The sequence below is a fragment of the Salinicoccus sesuvii genome (assembly GCF_042648145.1).
GTDB classification, from domain to species: Bacteria; Bacillota; Bacilli; order Staphylococcales; family Salinicoccaceae; genus Salinicoccus; species Salinicoccus sesuvii.
Genome location: NZ_JBHRWV010000009.1, coordinates 1 through 17,237, shown reverse-complemented (window position 1 = coordinate 17,237; position 17,237 = coordinate 1). Strand labels below are relative to the sequence as shown.

Below are 17,237 nucleotides of genomic sequence, written 5' to 3'. Positions count from 1 at the left end.
CCAGCGAGCCTCTTTATCTATGTGTGGGGTGTTCCTGTTATAGTAAGATCTTCACAACACACTTGGTTACGGCCAAGTTTTTTTGCAATATAAAGGTGTTCATCAGCTGTTTTGTATAACTTTCCAATTCTATCGACCTGCTCCGGATAGGATGCAAGACCAATAGATACTGTGACACCGACAAATTCTCCGTTTTGTAGAATATAGCGGCTATTTTCAATGGCTTTTCTGAGATTTTCGGCAATCTCCGATGCTTCTTCACGTGTTTGCTCTTTCAGTATAATAGCGAATTCTTCGCCGCCATTACGGGAGAGTACACCGGTTTCACCGACAACCGATCGCATCTTACGACTGACCGCTTTTAACATCTTGTCTCCTTCCGGGTGACCGTAGCGATCGTTGAATGATTTGAAGAAGTCTATATCTAGAATCAGCAGGGATGCCCTTTCTTTGGGACTAAGTGCGTCCAACTTGTTATCGAAAGTTCTTCTATTAAACAGCCCTGTCAGCCCGTCCACTGAAGCTTCTTCCTCATATTGCTTGAAGAGCCGGTGGGCACGTGTCATGTAGTTTATCAGTGAGACACTCACTGCTACACTTACGGTGGCTAGTAGAACATAATAGAAAGCTGTTTCCAATGAGATAAGTATATTTCCTGTGTTTGTGAGTAGCGTGAAATAATAAATTGCACCCACAACCAACACCAGAATCAATCCCAATACATAGTCGGATAATCTTTTTAGTATACTGTAAGCAATGAGCACGCTACCAACGACAGTCAAAATAACGACGGGTGGTACTGTCGAAATGGCCCATGGTGAAAATACGACCCACATGAAAAACATGAATGCACCCAGTAGAAACGCACGTGCACTACTGAACATGAGTACAAGAATAAGCGCAACCATACTCAGACTAAAATAACCGCCATGAGGTGTGCTTACGGCGTAGTAGTTGAGTAGTATGGAAATGAACCCGCCCATGGCTCCACCGAAAGTCATTTCGTAAAAACGGTTTTGAAGTAGCGGCTCCATCTTCCATTTGATCTGAAAGTAAAGGTACAAGAATGCAATCAGCATCGAAAGCAGTACCATCATGTCCAGAAACATAAGTTCCCTCCCTCAGTTATTTTATTACGTATAAAAGTGGACTTGGATTTTGGAGAACCCAAAAGAGTTTATCTCTCTTGTGTATTTTATGAGATAATGTAACCTGATTACCAGTATCTACTATAACATACCATTGTATTGAAACATCTTCGATTTGTTGCAAATAACAAAATCCTACTTTTGTCTTAATGGAATAATTTATTTTTAATTGGATTAATAAGTGCCAATTCCATTGATTGTAAGTATAATATGAATTGAAGAAATATATATAACAAGGAAGTGTAGAAATGAATGAGCGAATTGCAGTTCATATAGTGGAACCTGATGAAGTCTTTCGTCGTATTCTAATTCGTACACTCGAAGATGGAAACGATACACAAAAAGTTGGTGTCCATGGATATTCGGACGGTTATGACTTCATGGAACGCTATAAGCATGAGGAAGAAAGCTGTATATATATTATCAACGATATTCTCCCTAAGAAAAACGGTATTGAACTTGTACAGCATATCCGTAAATCAGATATGAAAGGTGTCATTTACTTCATGACACGTTCAAATACTGAAGAAGAGATGGTATATGCATTGAACAGAGGTGTCGATAGTTACTTCATCAAACCTTTCAATTTGAAAGTCTTTCAGGCTAGGATCAATCGATTGATCAACAGGGGAGATAATTTATGGACGTAAGTATCAGTCTTGGCATTGTACTTTGGATTATCCTTGCGCTAACTGGTATTCTGATAGCACTTGTTTTGGTTTTCATTGCCCAGTCTCAACGTAGAATCAAAAGGAAGAATGAAGTGGAGCAATACATCGAACGCCACCTCGAAGGGTGGCATGATTATCTGGTAAAGGGTGAAGGGATAGAAAAATTGCCTGCATCGAAGTCAACCGATCTAGAAGCAATTGAAAAAATATTTTTTACCTTCAAGCAGAACGCTTCTTCAAAGGATATTGATGAACGCATTGTTCAATTTGGTACCGAACATTTTGTAAAACCCTACAAAAAGCGACTCAGAAGTGGTAAATGGGCATATCGAGTTAACACTTTAAGCAAGATGATAGAGTTCGAACTGCCCGGTTTTGAGAAGATTTTTACAAATGAAGAGATAAAAATTCTGAGCCGATACGAATATTTTCTTTTTCTCACTTACCTGTCCATATTCGATATGGATCGCTTCGCTTACGTCTACTTCATGAGACAGGATCTATCAGAGTACGAAAATAAGAAAATTTTTAACCAGTTGAGTGATAAAAAGGTAGAAGTATTGGTAAATCGTTTCGAAGAAGTTCCATTACCCGGGAAATATGCATTAGTCGGCAGAATTTCACTTATGCCTTCTGGTACTTCCATAGAATTTCTTGAATCACTACTTGCGGATGAGACCCCTGAAGTACGTATACGGGCATTAAAAGCCGTACAGACAATTGGGCTTGTAGAGCAGTCAGCGCCTTATGATAAGTTCTATAATTCTGAGGTGTGGGAAGAGAGAATGCTCATTGCACGTATTGCGCCACTAATTGGGGAGAGTGTCATCCCTCAACTTAAACAAATGCTAGATGATCCTCACGAGATGGTAAGGAAGGAAGCTGTCCGCTCCTTGTCGAGGTTTAAAAAACCGATGACTGAATGGGCAGTGCCGATTCCACCGGAGACACTGCCTGTACTGAAGGAAGGTGAGAAATAATGGATTGGCAAAATATTGGACTTATACTTGGGTGGATCATTTTGATCTACGTACTCTTCATCACTGTCTTTTATATTGTGATGATGGCTTTTGCCTATCAAGCGCTCTCAAAAAGAAAGTTGCTGGATGACGAAATGCTGGATGATGATCTCAGAACCAATCTCTTCACCAAACCTGTTTCTATCCTTGTGCCGGCATATAATGAGGAAGCCGGTATTGTAGAAAGTTTGCATTCTTTGATCAATCTGAGATATCCGGAATCAGAAATTGTCGTCATAGACGATGGTTCAAAAGATAGTACGGCAGAAACAGTTATTGAGGCTTTCAGTATGGAGCGGATTTATCCTGAGATCATCCAGCATATAGAGACTAAAAAAGTGAATAGAGTGTACCAGTCGAGGCTGCATCCAAAAGTATTCATGATCATGAAGGAGAATGGCGGTAAGGCGGATGCACTCAACACGGGCATCAATCTGGCCAGATATCCTTACTTCTGTTCAATTGACGGAGATTCCATATTGGATGAAAATTCTTTGCTGAAAGTTATGCGACCTATTATTGCATCTGATGGTAAAGTGGTCGCAGCAGGAGGTAATGTTCGCATTGCGAACGGCAACGATATACATTTTGGTTCACTTGTCGAGCGGCAGCTGACGCGTCGGCCAGTCGTCATGATGCAGATCATTGAATACTTGAGAGCGTTCATGCTCGGTCGTATCTTCTTGAGTCGCTTCAATATGGTGTTGATCATATCCGGGGCATTCAGTGTTTTTTCAAAACGGACAGTCATCGCGGCTGGGGGATATACACCGGGTGTCATTGGGGAAGATATGGAACTGGTCGTTAAAGTTCACGAACATTTGCGAAGAACAAAGTCGGACGAGCGTATCGAATTTGTACCAGAACCGGTATGTTGGACCGAGGCACCGACTTCACTCAGGGTATTAAGACGTCAGAGAAGAAGATGGAGTCAGGGACTTATTGAAAGTCTATGGCGTCACAAGCATATGACATTGAATCCGAAGTATGGCAGAATCGGGCTTTTTGCCTTTCCATACTTTTGGCTGTTCGAGGGACTTGGGGCATTGATTGAGCTCGGTGGATATATCTATATTCTTGTGTCTTTCTTCCTTGGAGATCTTTATGTGGAGATGGCACTCCTGCTGATGCTTGCACTGATCCTTTATGGTTCGATCTTTTCTTCGTTTTCCTTGCTACTTGAAGCATGGACGACGAAAAATTACACACGGCCACGTACGATTTTAATAATGGTACTGCTCGCTCTGTTGGAAACATTCTGGTATCGTCCACTGACTCTATTTTGGAGAATAGAAGGCATCTACAATTTTATGCGTAAAAGACACGACTGGGGCAAAATGGAGCGTCAGGGACTGGGGAGGAACAAGGGGTAGACATGAAGAAATATATTCTCTTTATTATTTCAATCATTTTCATTGCAGTCGGTGTATATTATGTTTTTGGCAATAATCAAGAAATAGCAGCGCACGAAGTAAAGCCCGCACGCATTACCGGAGATAAATTTGAAGTGAAAACGCCAGACGGATGGGAAGAGATGACTATTAAGGGCGTCAACATCGGTATGGCGAAACCGGGTCATTTTCCAGGCGAAGCCGCAATCACAGAAGATGAATATTATCGCTGGTTTGAAGACATTGGGCAAATGAATGCTAATACTGTACGTGTGTATACGTTGCATCCCCCAGGATTTTATAAGGCGCTTGCACGTTACAACAATAGGAACGACGAAAAAATTTACATTATGCATGGGCTATGGGCAGACGAAGGAAAGATGCATGACGGTCTCGATGCATTCGATGCTGATTTGAACGAAGAATTCAACCAAGACATGATGAATGTAATGGATGCCATCCATGGTGGTGGAACTGTTGAAGCAGAGCCCGGTAAAGCTTCGGGCAATTATAAAAGTGATGTATCCGGGTATGTCATCGGCTGGATTACGGGTGTGGAGTGGTATCCACCATTCGTTGTTGGAACCAACGAGAAGCACGAAAATATAGGACAATATGATGGTACATTTTACCGTACTGAAGATGCCTCACCGTTTGAATATTGGTTGGCTGAAAAGATGGATTACATCTCGAAGTACGAAAATGAAACATACGGCTCGCTCCGCCCGATGAGTTTTACAAATTGGGTGACAACAGATATTCTCGAGCACCCTTCTGATTCTTCAGATATGGAAGATTTAGTGAGTGTCGATCCGAATGCCATCTATACAAAAGGTGAGATGGAAGAAATCGGACAATATGCTTCTTATCATATCTATCCTTATTATCCTGACTTCCTAAACTATGATGAGAAATATGTAGAATACACGGATCATCGCGGAGAAAGAAACAACTACGCGGGTTATCTTAATGAGCTGATCGAAGCTCATCGTCTACCTGTTCTTGTGGCTGAATTTGGGGTGCCAGGTTCTCGTGGATTAACACACCGTAATCCATCTGGTTGGAATCAAGGTTTCCATTCTGAGCAGGAACAAGGAGAAATTGTATCCCACCTTTATGAGGATATTATAGAGGAGGGTGCGCTTGGGGGTCTTGTCTTTACCTGGCAGGATGAGTGGTTCAAGCGTACTTGGAATACGATGGATTACGACGACCCAGATCGTCGTCCTTTCTGGTCTAATGCACAGACGAACGAGCAACAGTTTGGCCTGCTGAGTTTTGACACTCACAAAATTCAAGTAGACGGTGACGCTACTGAGTGGGAGAGTGAACCAATATACACCGGTTCAGGGACGCTAAAATCCTTAACGATGGATTCTGACGAGAGGTATCTTTACATGAAGGTGGAACATGAGCCTGGGATGGTGGGAGACATCAATATCCCGCTGAACATTGTATCAGGCCAGGGTAACCATAAAGTGAATGGCCAAGTTGAAGCTGAGGACGGCATCGACTTTCTTGTCGATATCAACTCGGAACAGTCCAAAGTGACTGTGGACGACTACTACGATTTCTTTGAAGTACAGTACGGTCATACACTGGACATGATAGATGCTGGAAGTCTCCCTGAAAAAGATTCAGGCCAGTTTAATCCTATCCGTCTTGCGTTGAACAAAGAATACTATCTGCCAGATAGAAACGAAACGTTACCATTCGAATCATACGAGACAGGTCTCCTAAGGGAGGGTGTTGGAAACCCGGAATCTGAAGGATACAACTCTCTAACAGACTATAATTGGAACCGTGAAGAAGGCATTCTTGAGATGCGACTTCCTTGGGGACTGATTGGTGCACGCGATCCAAGTCAAAGAGAGTTTCTCGGAGACATTGTTGAAGATGGCCTTGAGGCGTCAACTGAGATTGATGGGATTGGCGTCGGTGTAGTCGTAATGGAGGACCAACAAGTCGTTGACAGTTTGCCGGTTATGGAGAACAATAGGATGCCAAACTTTGAAACCTATACGTGGGAAAAATGGGACTTACCTGAGTCAGAAGAACGTCTAAAGGAATCATATAAGATCATCAGAGAAACATTCGGTAGAGAGTGACATTATAGAAGATGGAAATCGCAGTAGATGCGGTCACCATCTTCTTTTATTTTTACAGACTGATCCTGTTTGGATTATAATGAGGTAAACAAGCTACGGAGGATGAAATTATGATTACGAACTGGAGACCTCAATTCGAATTGCTACAACAAAAAGAACAGCAGAAACTCGAAATGCAATATAAACGGCTCGATATGGAAGAAATCAGAAATGTGTATGAAGATACATATCAGAACCCATCATCCGTCGATATGAATTTCATTAGTGAAATACCCTATACAACAGCCGATGCGCTCGATGAAGAGATGTTGATGAACATTGCATACGATGCTCTGGGCAATGGGCAGGTAGCAGTTCTGCTTATGGCTGGTGGTCAGGGAACGCGCCTCGAACACCTAGGACCCAAAGGGACATTTTCTTTCGAGGGACGTTCTCTCTTCGAACTCCAAGCAAGCCAACTGAAAAACTTTGAAGATAAAGTAAAGACGCCTATACAGTGGTATATCATGACGAGTGATATCAACCATGGTGAAACTTTAGGTTTCTTTGAGTCCAATCATTATTTCGGCTTGAATCCTGTTAACATCCATTTCTTTAAACAAGAGCATTTCCCCGCACTCTCGAAGGAGGGCGAGCTATTGATTACAGAGGATAAAGATATTCTGTTAACGCCAAATGGTAACGGGGGAATTTTCAGTGCACTGAAAAAAAGTGGTGTGCTTGAAGACATGAAAGACAGGGGCATCAACCATATATTTATGAATAATATCGACAATGTCGTCGTAAAAGTAGCCGACCCTCTGCTTGTGGGTCTCCATATACAAAATGAAAATGAACTCACCTCTAAATCCATCGCACCGAAACCAGGTGAAAGTGTCGGCCGGCTATGCTTAGTGGACGGGAGAAAAAGTGTTGTAGAATACACTGAACTACCGGAAGGTGAGGAGGCAGCATTCAAAAATGGCAATATCGGTGTTCATGTGTTCAGCATGGACTATCTGCAGAAAATATCTAATGTTAGAATGCCCTACCATCTTGCTCTAAAGAAGTTGCTGCATATGGATCATACACTTCAGGCGGTAAGAGAAGAAGTGCTCAAATTTGAGAAGTTCTACTTTGATGCCTTTGTACATGCCGATACTCATATGACGCTACAAGTGGATCGAAAGGGTGAATTCTCCCCACTCAAGAACAAAGTAGGCAAGGACAGCATCGAGACAGCCTACAAAGATCTGATAGACGTAGGCGTATTTTAATGTTTCTTGGGCAGAATCAATCGCATAAGGAATTATATTGGAAAAAGCACAGCGTGGGTGAGAAAATTGAAGAGTCTTTGAAGCACATTGTCCCTCTGTCGTTCGGTGAAGAAGTAGGTAATAGTGTCAGTCACGGGGTTGCAGCACTATTGTTTATATTTATGCTGCCATTTACAGCAATATATATGTATGCGCAAGGCGGGACATTGCATGCCGTAGGGGGTTCTGTATATGTCATTAGTATCCTTCTCATGTTCCTGACTTCAACGCTCTACCATTCCATGGCACATAATACACAGCATAAGTACATCATGCGCCTGTTGGATCACAGCCTGATATACGTTGCGATTGCCGGTACTTACACCCCTGTTGCGCTGTCCGTCATTGGAGGCACATGGGGGATTGTCACGCTTATCATACAGTGGATGGCAGCGATCTTTGGTATTCTCTATAAGGTCCTCAGTCCTAGAGTGAATAGTAAAGTAAGTCTTGGGTTCTACTTGGTAATGGGGTGGATGGCCGTTTTGTTCTTTCCCCAAATCATCAGTAACACGCACTGGATGTTCATCTTTATGCTGACGCTTGGTGGTGTGAGCTATACTGTAGGCGCATGGTTTTACGCTCAGAAGTCACGCAAGTATTTCCATATGATATGGCACTTCTTTATCATCCTGGCCAGTATTCTTCATTATATCGGAATTGTTTTCTACATCCATATGTAGTTGGCAGGCCTTTTTGATTTTTTCAAGCAGTTTGTTATGATAGTTGATGTTGAAATCAAAACGGGAGTTGATTGGATGAAAATCGTCTTTTATGGTGCTGGAAATATGGCAAGTGCCATTTTTATCGGCATGATTGAAAATCATGTAGTTAAACCTGAACAGATCTATTTGACGAGCAGAAGCCAGCAGGAGAAGATTATGTTCTTCAAAGAAAACCTCGGTGTCAATGTCTCTTACGACGATACTGAGCTTCTGGATGGTGCAGACTATGTCATTCTAGCTAGTAAACCACAGAGTTTTCCAGACGTGGCTAAAAGAATTCGGCCGCATCTTGAAAAGAAGACAAAGATTGTCTCAGTCATGGCGGGCACACAAATCAAGACCATCCGGCGCGAGTTACGGACTGAAAATCCAATCGCAAGGATTATGCCGAATACCAACGCGATGGTGCAGCATTCGGTTAATGGCATCACATATTCTAGAAACTTCCCAGATAAAGACCAGTTGGTGGAGCTCATGGAGAGTTTTGGTACTACGGTTGTAATTGAAGAAGATGTAATGCACAATATTACGGCTGCCACAGGATCAGGCTCGGCATTTCTCTACTTTATTTACGAAAAGTATGCAGAAAGCCTAGTAGAACTCGGTTTCGATGAAGAGGAGGCGCTGTTCCTAACGAGAAATCTGGTTATCGGTGCCGGTAAGATGGTCGAGGATTCGGAACTACCATTTAGTCAGTTGAGGAAGAATATTACGTCTAAAAATGGCACAACTGAAGCTGGTCTTAATGCGCTTGATGGAGAAAGTATTAAGAAGATACTTACTGCAACCCTGAATGCAGCAGCGAATCGCAGTGAAGAATTAAGTAAAGACGATGAATAGCATTCAGTTCATGAATTTGTATAATGGAAAGTGCTTCATATAAACTGTATATGAAGCACTTTTTGTGAGGAGGAATATAATGAAGACGGTATACTACAATGGTCCAATCTATACAATGAAGGCACCTTTTGAAACTGTAGAAGCGGTGATGGAGGAAGACGGTCGAATACTTGAAACAGGATCAGCAGAACGACTACTCGGACTGGCTGATAAAGTAATAAATCTAGAAGGTGCGACAATGCTCCCAGGGTTGGCGGATACACATCAGCACTTGATCATGCTTGGTAAAAAACTGAAGTCGCTTGCGCTACACGAGGTGACGAAACTCGACGAAGTGAAGCGGTTGATCAGTACATATGAATCTGAAGAGAGATGGAACCTCATTCTCGGCTACGACGAGAATAATTTTCCGGATCAGTATCGTCCCTCTCACAAAGAACTGGATGAATTGACAGATAAGCCAACATTGTTGACCCGTGTATGTCAACACGCCGGGGTCGTCAATACGCAGGGGTTGGAGCTGCTTGGTATCGATCGGACAGTCTCTGACCCCGAGGGTGGCTATTACGAACGGGATGAAGACGGAGAGCTAACAGGATGGGTCTACGACAAGGCCTTTGAAGCAATCCGCGATGCAACCGTCGAGGATGATGTGGATTCCCTGAGTGGCGATATCGAGACGGCAGTGGATCACCTTTACACTTATGGAATTACAAATGCACATACTGAAGATATGTCGTATCATGGTCCTTATCAATTACCATTTGATGCCTACAGAAGAACTCTTGGTCCGAACCTCAAAAAATTCCGAGTTAATCTACTTAGACATGAGCGTGTCTACGATGAAATGATAGAAGATGCACCAGACTTCGTTGCCGATTGGATTGAAAAAGATGCGATGAAGCTGTTTATGGATGGTGCATTCGGTGGCAAGACGGCGCTCGTTAACGCACCGTATGAGGGCACTACGGATCATGGTCTTCAGATTCATTCAGTAGAGGCACTCGAATCTCTAGTCAAGAAGGCTAGAAAGAATGGCGATGCAATTGCTGTGCATGTTATCGGTGATAAAGCGAGCGAACTTGTTCTGGATACGATTGAGCGATACCCTGTCCCAGAAGGCAAGCACGACCGCTTAATCCATTGTAGTTTGCTCGATGCGTCGCTAATCAAACGAATGTCTAGGCTAAATATAATTTGTGACATCCAACCGACATTCCTTACGTCCGATATGCCTTGGGTAGAAACGTATCTTGGTGCTGAGCGGCTGAAGTATCTTTACGCTTTTAAAACGATGCAAGAACACGGACTGGTGCTCGGAGGTTCTTCCGATGCACCGATCGAAGCAGTCAATCCGCTACTCGGTATCCATACACTTGTGACACGTAGAGGAAAGGCGGGCGTGTATAATAAGGAGGAGATTGTAAGCCGTTACGATGCCTTCAGAATGTATACTTATAATGCAGCTGAAATTGTCTATAAATCAGATCGTGCAGGCTTGATCGAACCAGGGTATTACGCAGATTTCGCCATATTCAATCGAGATGTTATGACAGTTGAAGCGGATGAGCTGCTTGAAGTGAAAATAGAAAAGACGGTGGTCGATGGGACAATCGTCTATGATGCACACAACTAGGAGGAGGGATTCTATGAATTTGAAAATCAGTATCTTTGGTGCTGGACACGGTGGAATTACTGCCGCTGTTGACATGACAGAGCGAGGTCATGAAGTGACGCTCTACCAGTCTCCACAGTCGGAGAAGGATCTGAGTAAAATAGAGGAGACAGGCGAAATCAACTTTAAAGGTTCGCCAGTGAAGGTTCATAGGTTCACAAGGGACGTCTCAGAAGCTGTGAAAGGACAAGATGTACTAATGCTGGCAATTCCATCCACTGCGGTGGAATCTGTCGCTGAAAATATTGCGCCACACCTTGAGGATGGTCAGTACGTTTTCATAAACAGCGCGAGCGCGATGTGCAGTATCCGCTTCAAACGTGTTCTGCATAACATGAAGGCCGATGTGGATGTCAAAGTAGGAGAGACAATGTCGCTCACTTATGCTTCGAGATATCATGTCGATCGTAACGAGGCAGAGCTGATCAGCTACAACAAGCATAATTTATTTGCAGCTTACCCTGCACGTCACACAGAAGAGATGCTAGAAGTTCTAAATCGAATGTATGATTATCTAAAGCCGGCCGAGAATATCATCGAAACGACTTTAAACAACGGGAACCCTGAAAGTCACCCAGGCCCGTCCATTCTCAATGCAGGCAGAATCGATTATGCAGGTAATCAGTTCTATCTATATAAAGAAGGGATCACTGAGCATACGGTGAATGTCATTCATCGTATTGATGAAGAGCGCCAGTCAATCTGTAAAGCGCTTGGCTTTGAAGTATTATCCAAATCGGAGCGCAGCGTGAGAAGTGGATATTTTGAAGAAAATGCCTCATTAAGGGAGCAATACAACAACTCAAAAGTCCTAAAAGATATACTTGGACCGACTGATTTGGAAAATCGTTATGTAACAGAAGATGTTTCCAATGGTTTAGTATTATGGGCAAGCATCGGTGACATGGTTGATGTGCATACACCGGTGATTGATTCTGTGATCACATTAACCGGCGTGCTCCTTGAACGTGATTATTTCAAAGAAGGAGTCACTTTAAAAAAGCTTGGTATAGAGCGAGTCAGTAGTAAAGAACTGAATCAGCTGATGAAATATGACAGCACCCGTGACTGACTAGAAGCCCCCCAGCAATTCTGCTGGGGGGCTTCTATATGCAAAATTATTCTTTTTCTAAATCTCTTCTATAGTACTTTTTAGAATTGAAGTATTCTTCTTTCAACTCAATAATCTTCGGTGAGAGAAGAATGACTGCAATAATGTTCGGGAGTATGACAAAGAATAATGTCAGATCAAGGAAGGCCCATAGTATCGTTGCACCACCAATTGCGCCGATAATAATAGAGAGGACATATAACCCTTTCATCACATGTCCTGCCCATAGACCGAATAGGAACTCTGCTTGTCTGGCGCCGTAGAACACAACGACAGTGATTGTAGAAAAGACGAAAATGACGAGTGCCAGTGAAATGGCTGTACTCCCTATCGGTCCAAATGATTCTGCAAAGGCACGTGCTGTCAGTGATTCACGGACACTGTCTTCATGCGCATCATTGTGTTGCCAAACGCCTGTCATGATGACTACAAGTGCTGTAATAGTACATATGATTAGTGTATCTACTACAATGGCAACGACAGACCAGAGTGCTTGTCTTATCGGATGGTCGGTTTTAGCTGCGGCATGAGCAATTGGGGAAGTTCCAAGTCCTGCTTCGTTACTGTATACGCCACGTGCAAATCCCCAACGGATAGTTTCGGCAAGTACTGCGCCAGCACCCCCACCAAGTGCTGCTGTGGGATTGAAAGCTTCTGTAAAAATAAGTGCAAAAGCAGCAGGGACTGAAGAAATGTTCATGAAGATGATGATTAATCCTGCGAAAATGTAGAATCCAGCCATGATTGGTACTAGGAAAGATGTTACCTTACCAATACGCTTGATGCCCCCAAATACGACGATACCTACCGCAACTGCCATGATGATTCCTGTAATTAGAGGACTGAACTCAAATGTGTCCTCTATTGTACTTGCCACTGAGTTACTCTGAACCATGATACTTGGAAGCAATTCTATCAGTAGGAAAGCAGCGTACCAAGTAGCTAGTATTTTTCCAATAAGCGGCCATTTAATTCCATTTCTCATATAGTATGTAGGACCGCCCACGTAATCTCCAATTTCATTTTTTTCACGATAATGCATGCCTAGCGCCGTTTCACCAAACTTTAGTGCCATCCCGAATAGGGCAATGACCCACATCCAAAAGACCGCCCCAGGGCCACCAAGCATGATGGCTACAGGCACCCCGACAATATTAGCAGCGCCAATTGTCGAGGATAGTGCAGTCGTCAGTGTTTGGAACGGAGTAATGGTTCCTTTGCCAAATGGTTTTTTACCTACTCTGCCGATCGTTTGCTTGAATATATGCAGAGGATAGGCAAACTGAAAGAACTTCAGCCTGATCGTTAGGTAAATGCTTGTGAGAAGGAGCATGATGATGATTGGATATCCCCATAGAAAATCCGACACTGCTGTAATGAATTCCATGTGCGTTCTCCTTTAAAAAAATTTGTAATTTACTCGTCAGGCAGAGCGTAAACACTCACACTTTGGCTGTTAGATATGAATTCTCCGAATCCTTCATCATCTATAGTGATCTTATCTTCGCGGTTGCCTGTGAAGTCCACCCATTCTTCTCCACTCCGTTCCTCTCCAACGTACATTTTTTTAACACCGTCTTCAAGTCCATTCGATACAACAACCGCACAACCAGAACCTTCTACCTCTTCTTCGCCGAAACGAACCCAGCCAATTGTATCAGCGTGATCGAAATAATCTTCCTGTTCTCCAAGAGCACGCAGGTGTCTTGCGTGGAGCAACGGATCAATCACTTCAGGCATACCTACTTTGGATTCTTCGCCTTCGCCATCTATTCCGTAATAGTCACCATAAAATACACACGGATAACCATCACGGCGCAGGAGAATGAGTGCATAAGCGGATTGCTTGAACCAATCCTCAATAAACGATTCAAGTGACTCCCCCGGTTGTGTATCGTGGTTGTCCACGAAGGTCACCGTATTCCACGGAGATTCTTCGACAAGTGTTCCCTGGAAAATCTTACTTAGATCGTAATCTTCTCTTTCGTTCGAGGCACCGAATAGATTGTAGTGAAGACCAACATCGAATAGGTCGATGTCAAACTCTACATCTTCTAGGAACCCTTCTTTCGCTTCGACTTCGGGGTTCCAAAATTCGCCGAAGAAGTAGATATCTCGGTCTGCATGCTCTGTCACAGCATCAATAAAGTCACTGATGAATTGGCTGTCTATATGTTTTACCGCATCTAGTCGGAAACCGTCGACGTCCAATGTATCTGTAAGCCATTTCCCCCACTCTATCATCTCTTCTTTAACGGCAGGGTGGTCATAATATATATCTGCAAACATCAGGTAATCGAAGTTGCCATGTTCCTCATCAACATTGTCGCTCCAATCTTTATCCTCACCGACAATCTTAAATACCCCAGTACGGTCTTCCTTAGCATCGTAGTCGACACCGACGAAGTGAGTGAAGTCCCATTCAAATGTACTATACTTACCTTTACGTCCAGGGAAGGTGAAGCGTGTGTAACCCTCGATATCAAATGGTTCGGAGATTTCTTTGTTCCTGTCATCTGGGTCGACTTCAATGACTTTGAAAGTTTCAGTTTCATCCCCGCCTGCTTTATGGTTCATAACGAGGTCGAGGTATACCATTAGTCCTGCTTCTTTACATGCTTTTATCGCGTTTTCAAGTTGTTCTCGCGTCCCATATTTAGTGCGTACGGCACCTTTTTGGTCGAACTCTCCCAAATCGTAGACATCGTAAACCGAATACCCCGGGTTGGATGGATTATCAGCTTTGGTTGGTGGCGGAAGCCATACAGCATCGATTCCCATATCTTTAATCTTGTGTGCATCGTCCCTTAGACGGTCCCAATGCTTACCATCGTCTGGTATGTACCATTCAAAATACTGCATAAGTGAGAAATTCATAAGTGGTCAACGTCCTTTTCTATTAGATTGTCCCTATATATAGCCTATTAATACGGTATGTAATCATAGAAGCAAAAAATAAACACGAAGGTGCTGAAGAAGGAACTAGAGAAACGAAGGTCTTCTGCTGACTTATCACAAAGTATTAAGAACTTTTGTATTTTATGCATATCGCGATATGTTATCATGATGGTATTGAATCTAGCTCACAGAAGGAGAATTTCCAATGGTCACTAAAGAACAAGTTGAAGAAATAGTTGGTAATATAAATGATCCCATTCTCAACGTTCCAATTAAAGAGACGGATGGTATCAAGGAAATTAGTATAAAGGAAGAAAAGAAGCATGTCAGTGTCAAAGTAGCAATCGGTCGCCTTGGCGGTCAGGAGCAGCTTGATCTTCAGATGAAGGTGGTCAACCTTCTCAAAGAAGCGGGTGCAGAGACTGTCGGCTTGCGATTTGATGAGCTTGAAGAATCTGTGATTGAGAAACACCGGGGTACAGCGGGCAGTGAAGTGGAAAATAGGTTTAAAGAAAACAATACGCAATTTATCGCTGTTGCTTCCGGCAAAGGTGGGGTCGGTAAGTCTACTGTCGCAGTTAATCTTGCTGTGGCACTCGCAGAAAAGGGAAAGAGAGTCGGTTTGATAGACGCAGACATCTACGGATTTAGTGTCCCCGATATGATGGGAATAACTGAAAAGCCGGGGATAGAAGATAAAACAATCATTCCTGTCGAACGCTTTGGGGTCAAAGTGATTTCCATGGCTTTCTTCGTGGAGGAGAATACACCCGTCATATGGAGAGGACCCATGCTTGGTAAAATGATCAGTAGCTTCTTCAATGAAGTAGCATGGGGAGAGCTTGATTACTTGCTACTCGATCTACCGCCTGGAACAGGAGACGTCGCACTTGATGTTCACCAGCTGCTACCACACAGTAAAGAGATTATCGTAACTACGCCACATCCGACAGCAGCATTTGTTGCAGCGCGCGCAGGTGCTATGGCTCAGCATACAGACCATGAAATCATAGGTGTAATCGAAAATATGAGCTACTTCGAAAGTGAACTTACCAACGAGAAGGAGTACGTCTTTGGTAAAGGTGGCGGAGAGAAGTTAGCGCGTGAACTTCAAGCACCGCTACTTGGACAACTTCCTTTAGGGCAGCCCGAATGGAATGAGCAAGACTTTGCACCTTCAGTGTATTCTGGAACACATAAAATTGGAAGTATATATAGAAGTATTGCGGACAACGTAATTAAAGAAAGCGAATAATCGCGGAGGAACTACAGTATGACATCGAAATACCTAGTAAGATTCTATTTCAGGACATTGCTTCTTGGTATGGTAATTACGGCGATCGTGAGCTTGTTTACCGAATATCAGAATGTAACACGCTACCTTTTTCAAGGAAATATCGGAGAGTTTCTGGCTGGGCTAATATGGTTTCTCGGTTATGGGCTTTTAATTGCGACGATTAGCCAAGTCTCTTTCTTCATATATTTATTCGTACACCCACTTGGATCCGGCATCTTCAAAAAGTTATGGCCGTATGCTCAACTGCTTCTTGTGATGTACGCCATATTTGATCTATTCTATGTTAGGTTCTATAGGTTGGGTGTGGAAGCGGGCCATGTCTGGAACTATATTTGGATTCCAATCATTGTTATCGTGTTAGGCTTCATCGTAGCCAGGTGGAAAGCGAAGGAATCACCCGGTAGCAATTTGTTTATTCCGGCACTCTTCTTCATGATATTCATGACTTCTATTGGATTGATCCCATTTCTAAGCGTAGAAGACACTTCATGGATATACCGTTCAATATTTACATTGATCATTTGTAATGCATTCCAGCTTATAATGCTACCAAAATATATAGAGGCATCGGAAAAGGAAAAAGCAGAGCGGGGAAGAGTGACTAAAGCAGAGCTTAATGAGCAGAAAAAAATCACACGACAACAAGCAGAGCATCAACAGCAACAGAAAGAAAAAGCTCAGATCGACAAAAGGAACAGTTTGAAATACAAAAATAAAACACGTCAAAATAAGCGTCGTGACAAGGATTGAGGAGTAGTGGAGACCACTACTCCTTTCTCATTGTGTAACACTACAATATTAAAATCACTCAGATCGTTGACACTTATGTGTGTGCTTGGTATGATATGAAAGTCGTCAAAACAAGGACGGCAAAAAGCACTACACAGCATATTGCTTCCAAAAAGAAATTGAAAAAAAGTGTTGCAATCGAAAAGATGAAGTGCTACAATAGATAAGCAGTCAAAACAGAACATTGAAAACTGAATGACAATATGTCAACGTTTAATTCCAATAAACGAATGGGTAACCATTCAACTTGGGCGTCAAGTAAAACCGCAA

The 17,237-nt window shown here is 42.9% G+C and carries 14 protein-coding genes; 11 read left to right on the top strand and 3 right to left on the bottom strand.

Annotation, left to right across the window (positions count from 1 at the left end; all coding sequences use genetic code 11):
* Window positions 1-17 precede the first annotated feature (17 nt).
* Window positions 18-1,109 (bottom strand): GGDEF domain-containing protein, encoded by a 1,092-nt coding sequence (locus tag ACFOJ8_RS10540; RefSeq protein WP_380650417.1) that lies wholly within the window; start codon window positions 1,107-1,109, stop codon window positions 18-20.
* A gap of 287 nt (window positions 1,110-1,396) precedes the next feature.
* Between ACFOJ8_RS10540 and ACFOJ8_RS10535 the strand changes: the two genes are divergently transcribed.
* The 9 genes from ACFOJ8_RS10535 to ACFOJ8_RS10495 all read left to right on the top strand — a co-directional run bounded on the left by ACFOJ8_RS10535 (window position 1,397) and on the right by ACFOJ8_RS10495 (window position 11,944).
* Window positions 1,397-1,798 (top strand): response regulator transcription factor, encoded by a 402-nt coding sequence (locus tag ACFOJ8_RS10535; RefSeq protein ID WP_380650415.1) that lies wholly within the window; start codon window positions 1,397-1,399, stop codon window positions 1,796-1,798.
* Window positions 1,789-2,799 carry a HEAT repeat domain-containing protein gene (locus ACFOJ8_RS10530; protein ID WP_380650413.1) on the top strand — a complete coding sequence of 337 codons (1,011 nt, stop codon included), beginning with the start codon at window positions 1,789-1,791 and terminating at the stop codon, window positions 2,797-2,799. The genes ACFOJ8_RS10535 and ACFOJ8_RS10530 overlap by 10 nt, the downstream gene beginning before the upstream one ends.
* Entirely contained in the window at window positions 2,799-4,211 is a 1,413-nt protein-coding gene (locus ACFOJ8_RS10525) for a glycosyltransferase family 2 protein (RefSeq protein WP_380650411.1), read from the top strand. The genes ACFOJ8_RS10530 and ACFOJ8_RS10525 overlap by 1 nt, the downstream gene beginning before the upstream one ends.
* A gap of 2 nt (window positions 4,212-4,213) precedes the next feature.
* Entirely contained in the window at window positions 4,214-6,337 is a 2,124-nt protein-coding gene (locus ACFOJ8_RS10520) for a hypothetical protein (protein WP_380650409.1), read from the top strand.
* A gap of 110 nt (window positions 6,338-6,447) precedes the next feature.
* Complete coding sequence (locus ACFOJ8_RS10515; RefSeq protein WP_380650407.1) at window positions 6,448-7,593, top strand: UTP--glucose-1-phosphate uridylyltransferase; 1,146 nt, start codon at window positions 6,448-6,450, stop codon at window positions 7,591-7,593.
* Entirely contained in the window at window positions 7,593-8,315 is a 723-nt protein-coding gene (gene trhA, locus ACFOJ8_RS10510) for a PAQR family membrane homeostasis protein TrhA (RefSeq protein WP_380650405.1), read from the top strand. The genes ACFOJ8_RS10515 and trhA overlap by 1 nt, the downstream gene beginning before the upstream one ends.
* Window positions 8,316-8,390: 75 nt before the next feature.
* Window positions 8,391-9,197 carry a pyrroline-5-carboxylate reductase gene (gene proC, locus ACFOJ8_RS10505; RefSeq protein WP_380650403.1) on the top strand — a complete coding sequence of 269 codons (807 nt, stop codon included), beginning with the start codon at window positions 8,391-8,393 and terminating at the stop codon, window positions 9,195-9,197.
* Between the two features lie 79 nt (window positions 9,198-9,276).
* Window positions 9,277-10,833 (top strand): amidohydrolase, encoded by a 1,557-nt coding sequence (locus ACFOJ8_RS10500; RefSeq protein WP_380650401.1) that lies wholly within the window; start codon window positions 9,277-9,279, stop codon window positions 10,831-10,833.
* Between the two features lie 13 nt (window positions 10,834-10,846).
* Entirely contained in the window at window positions 10,847-11,944 is a 1,098-nt protein-coding gene (locus ACFOJ8_RS10495; protein WP_380650399.1) for an NAD/NADP octopine/nopaline dehydrogenase family protein, read from the top strand.
* Between the two features lie 46 nt (window positions 11,945-11,990).
* Here ACFOJ8_RS10495 and ACFOJ8_RS10490 read toward each other — a convergent pair whose 3' ends face one another.
* Together ACFOJ8_RS10490 and ACFOJ8_RS10485 are read right to left on the bottom strand one after the other, a co-directional pair.
* Window positions 11,991-13,370 (bottom strand): alanine/glycine:cation symporter family protein, encoded by a 1,380-nt coding sequence (locus tag ACFOJ8_RS10490; protein ID WP_380650397.1) that lies wholly within the window; start codon window positions 13,368-13,370, stop codon window positions 11,991-11,993.
* A 29-nt stretch (window positions 13,371-13,399) separates the two neighbouring features.
* Entirely contained in the window at window positions 13,400-14,845 is a 1,446-nt protein-coding gene (locus ACFOJ8_RS10485; RefSeq protein WP_380659926.1) for an alpha-amylase, read from the bottom strand.
* 241 nt (window positions 14,846-15,086) lie between these two features.
* Here ACFOJ8_RS10485 and ACFOJ8_RS10480 point away from each other — a divergent pair, with 241 nt between their 5' ends.
* Both ACFOJ8_RS10480 and ACFOJ8_RS10475 read left to right on the top strand, forming a co-directional pair.
* Window positions 15,087-16,136 (top strand): Mrp/NBP35 family ATP-binding protein, encoded by a 1,050-nt coding sequence (locus tag ACFOJ8_RS10480; protein WP_380650393.1) that lies wholly within the window; start codon window positions 15,087-15,089, stop codon window positions 16,134-16,136.
* Window positions 16,137-16,154: 18 nt separating this feature from the next.
* Window positions 16,155-16,928: a KinB-signaling pathway activation protein gene (locus ACFOJ8_RS10475; protein ID WP_380650391.1), complete on the top strand. Its 774-nt coding sequence runs from the start codon at window positions 16,155-16,157 to the stop codon at window positions 16,926-16,928.
* Window positions 16,929-17,237: the final 309 nt, after the last annotated feature.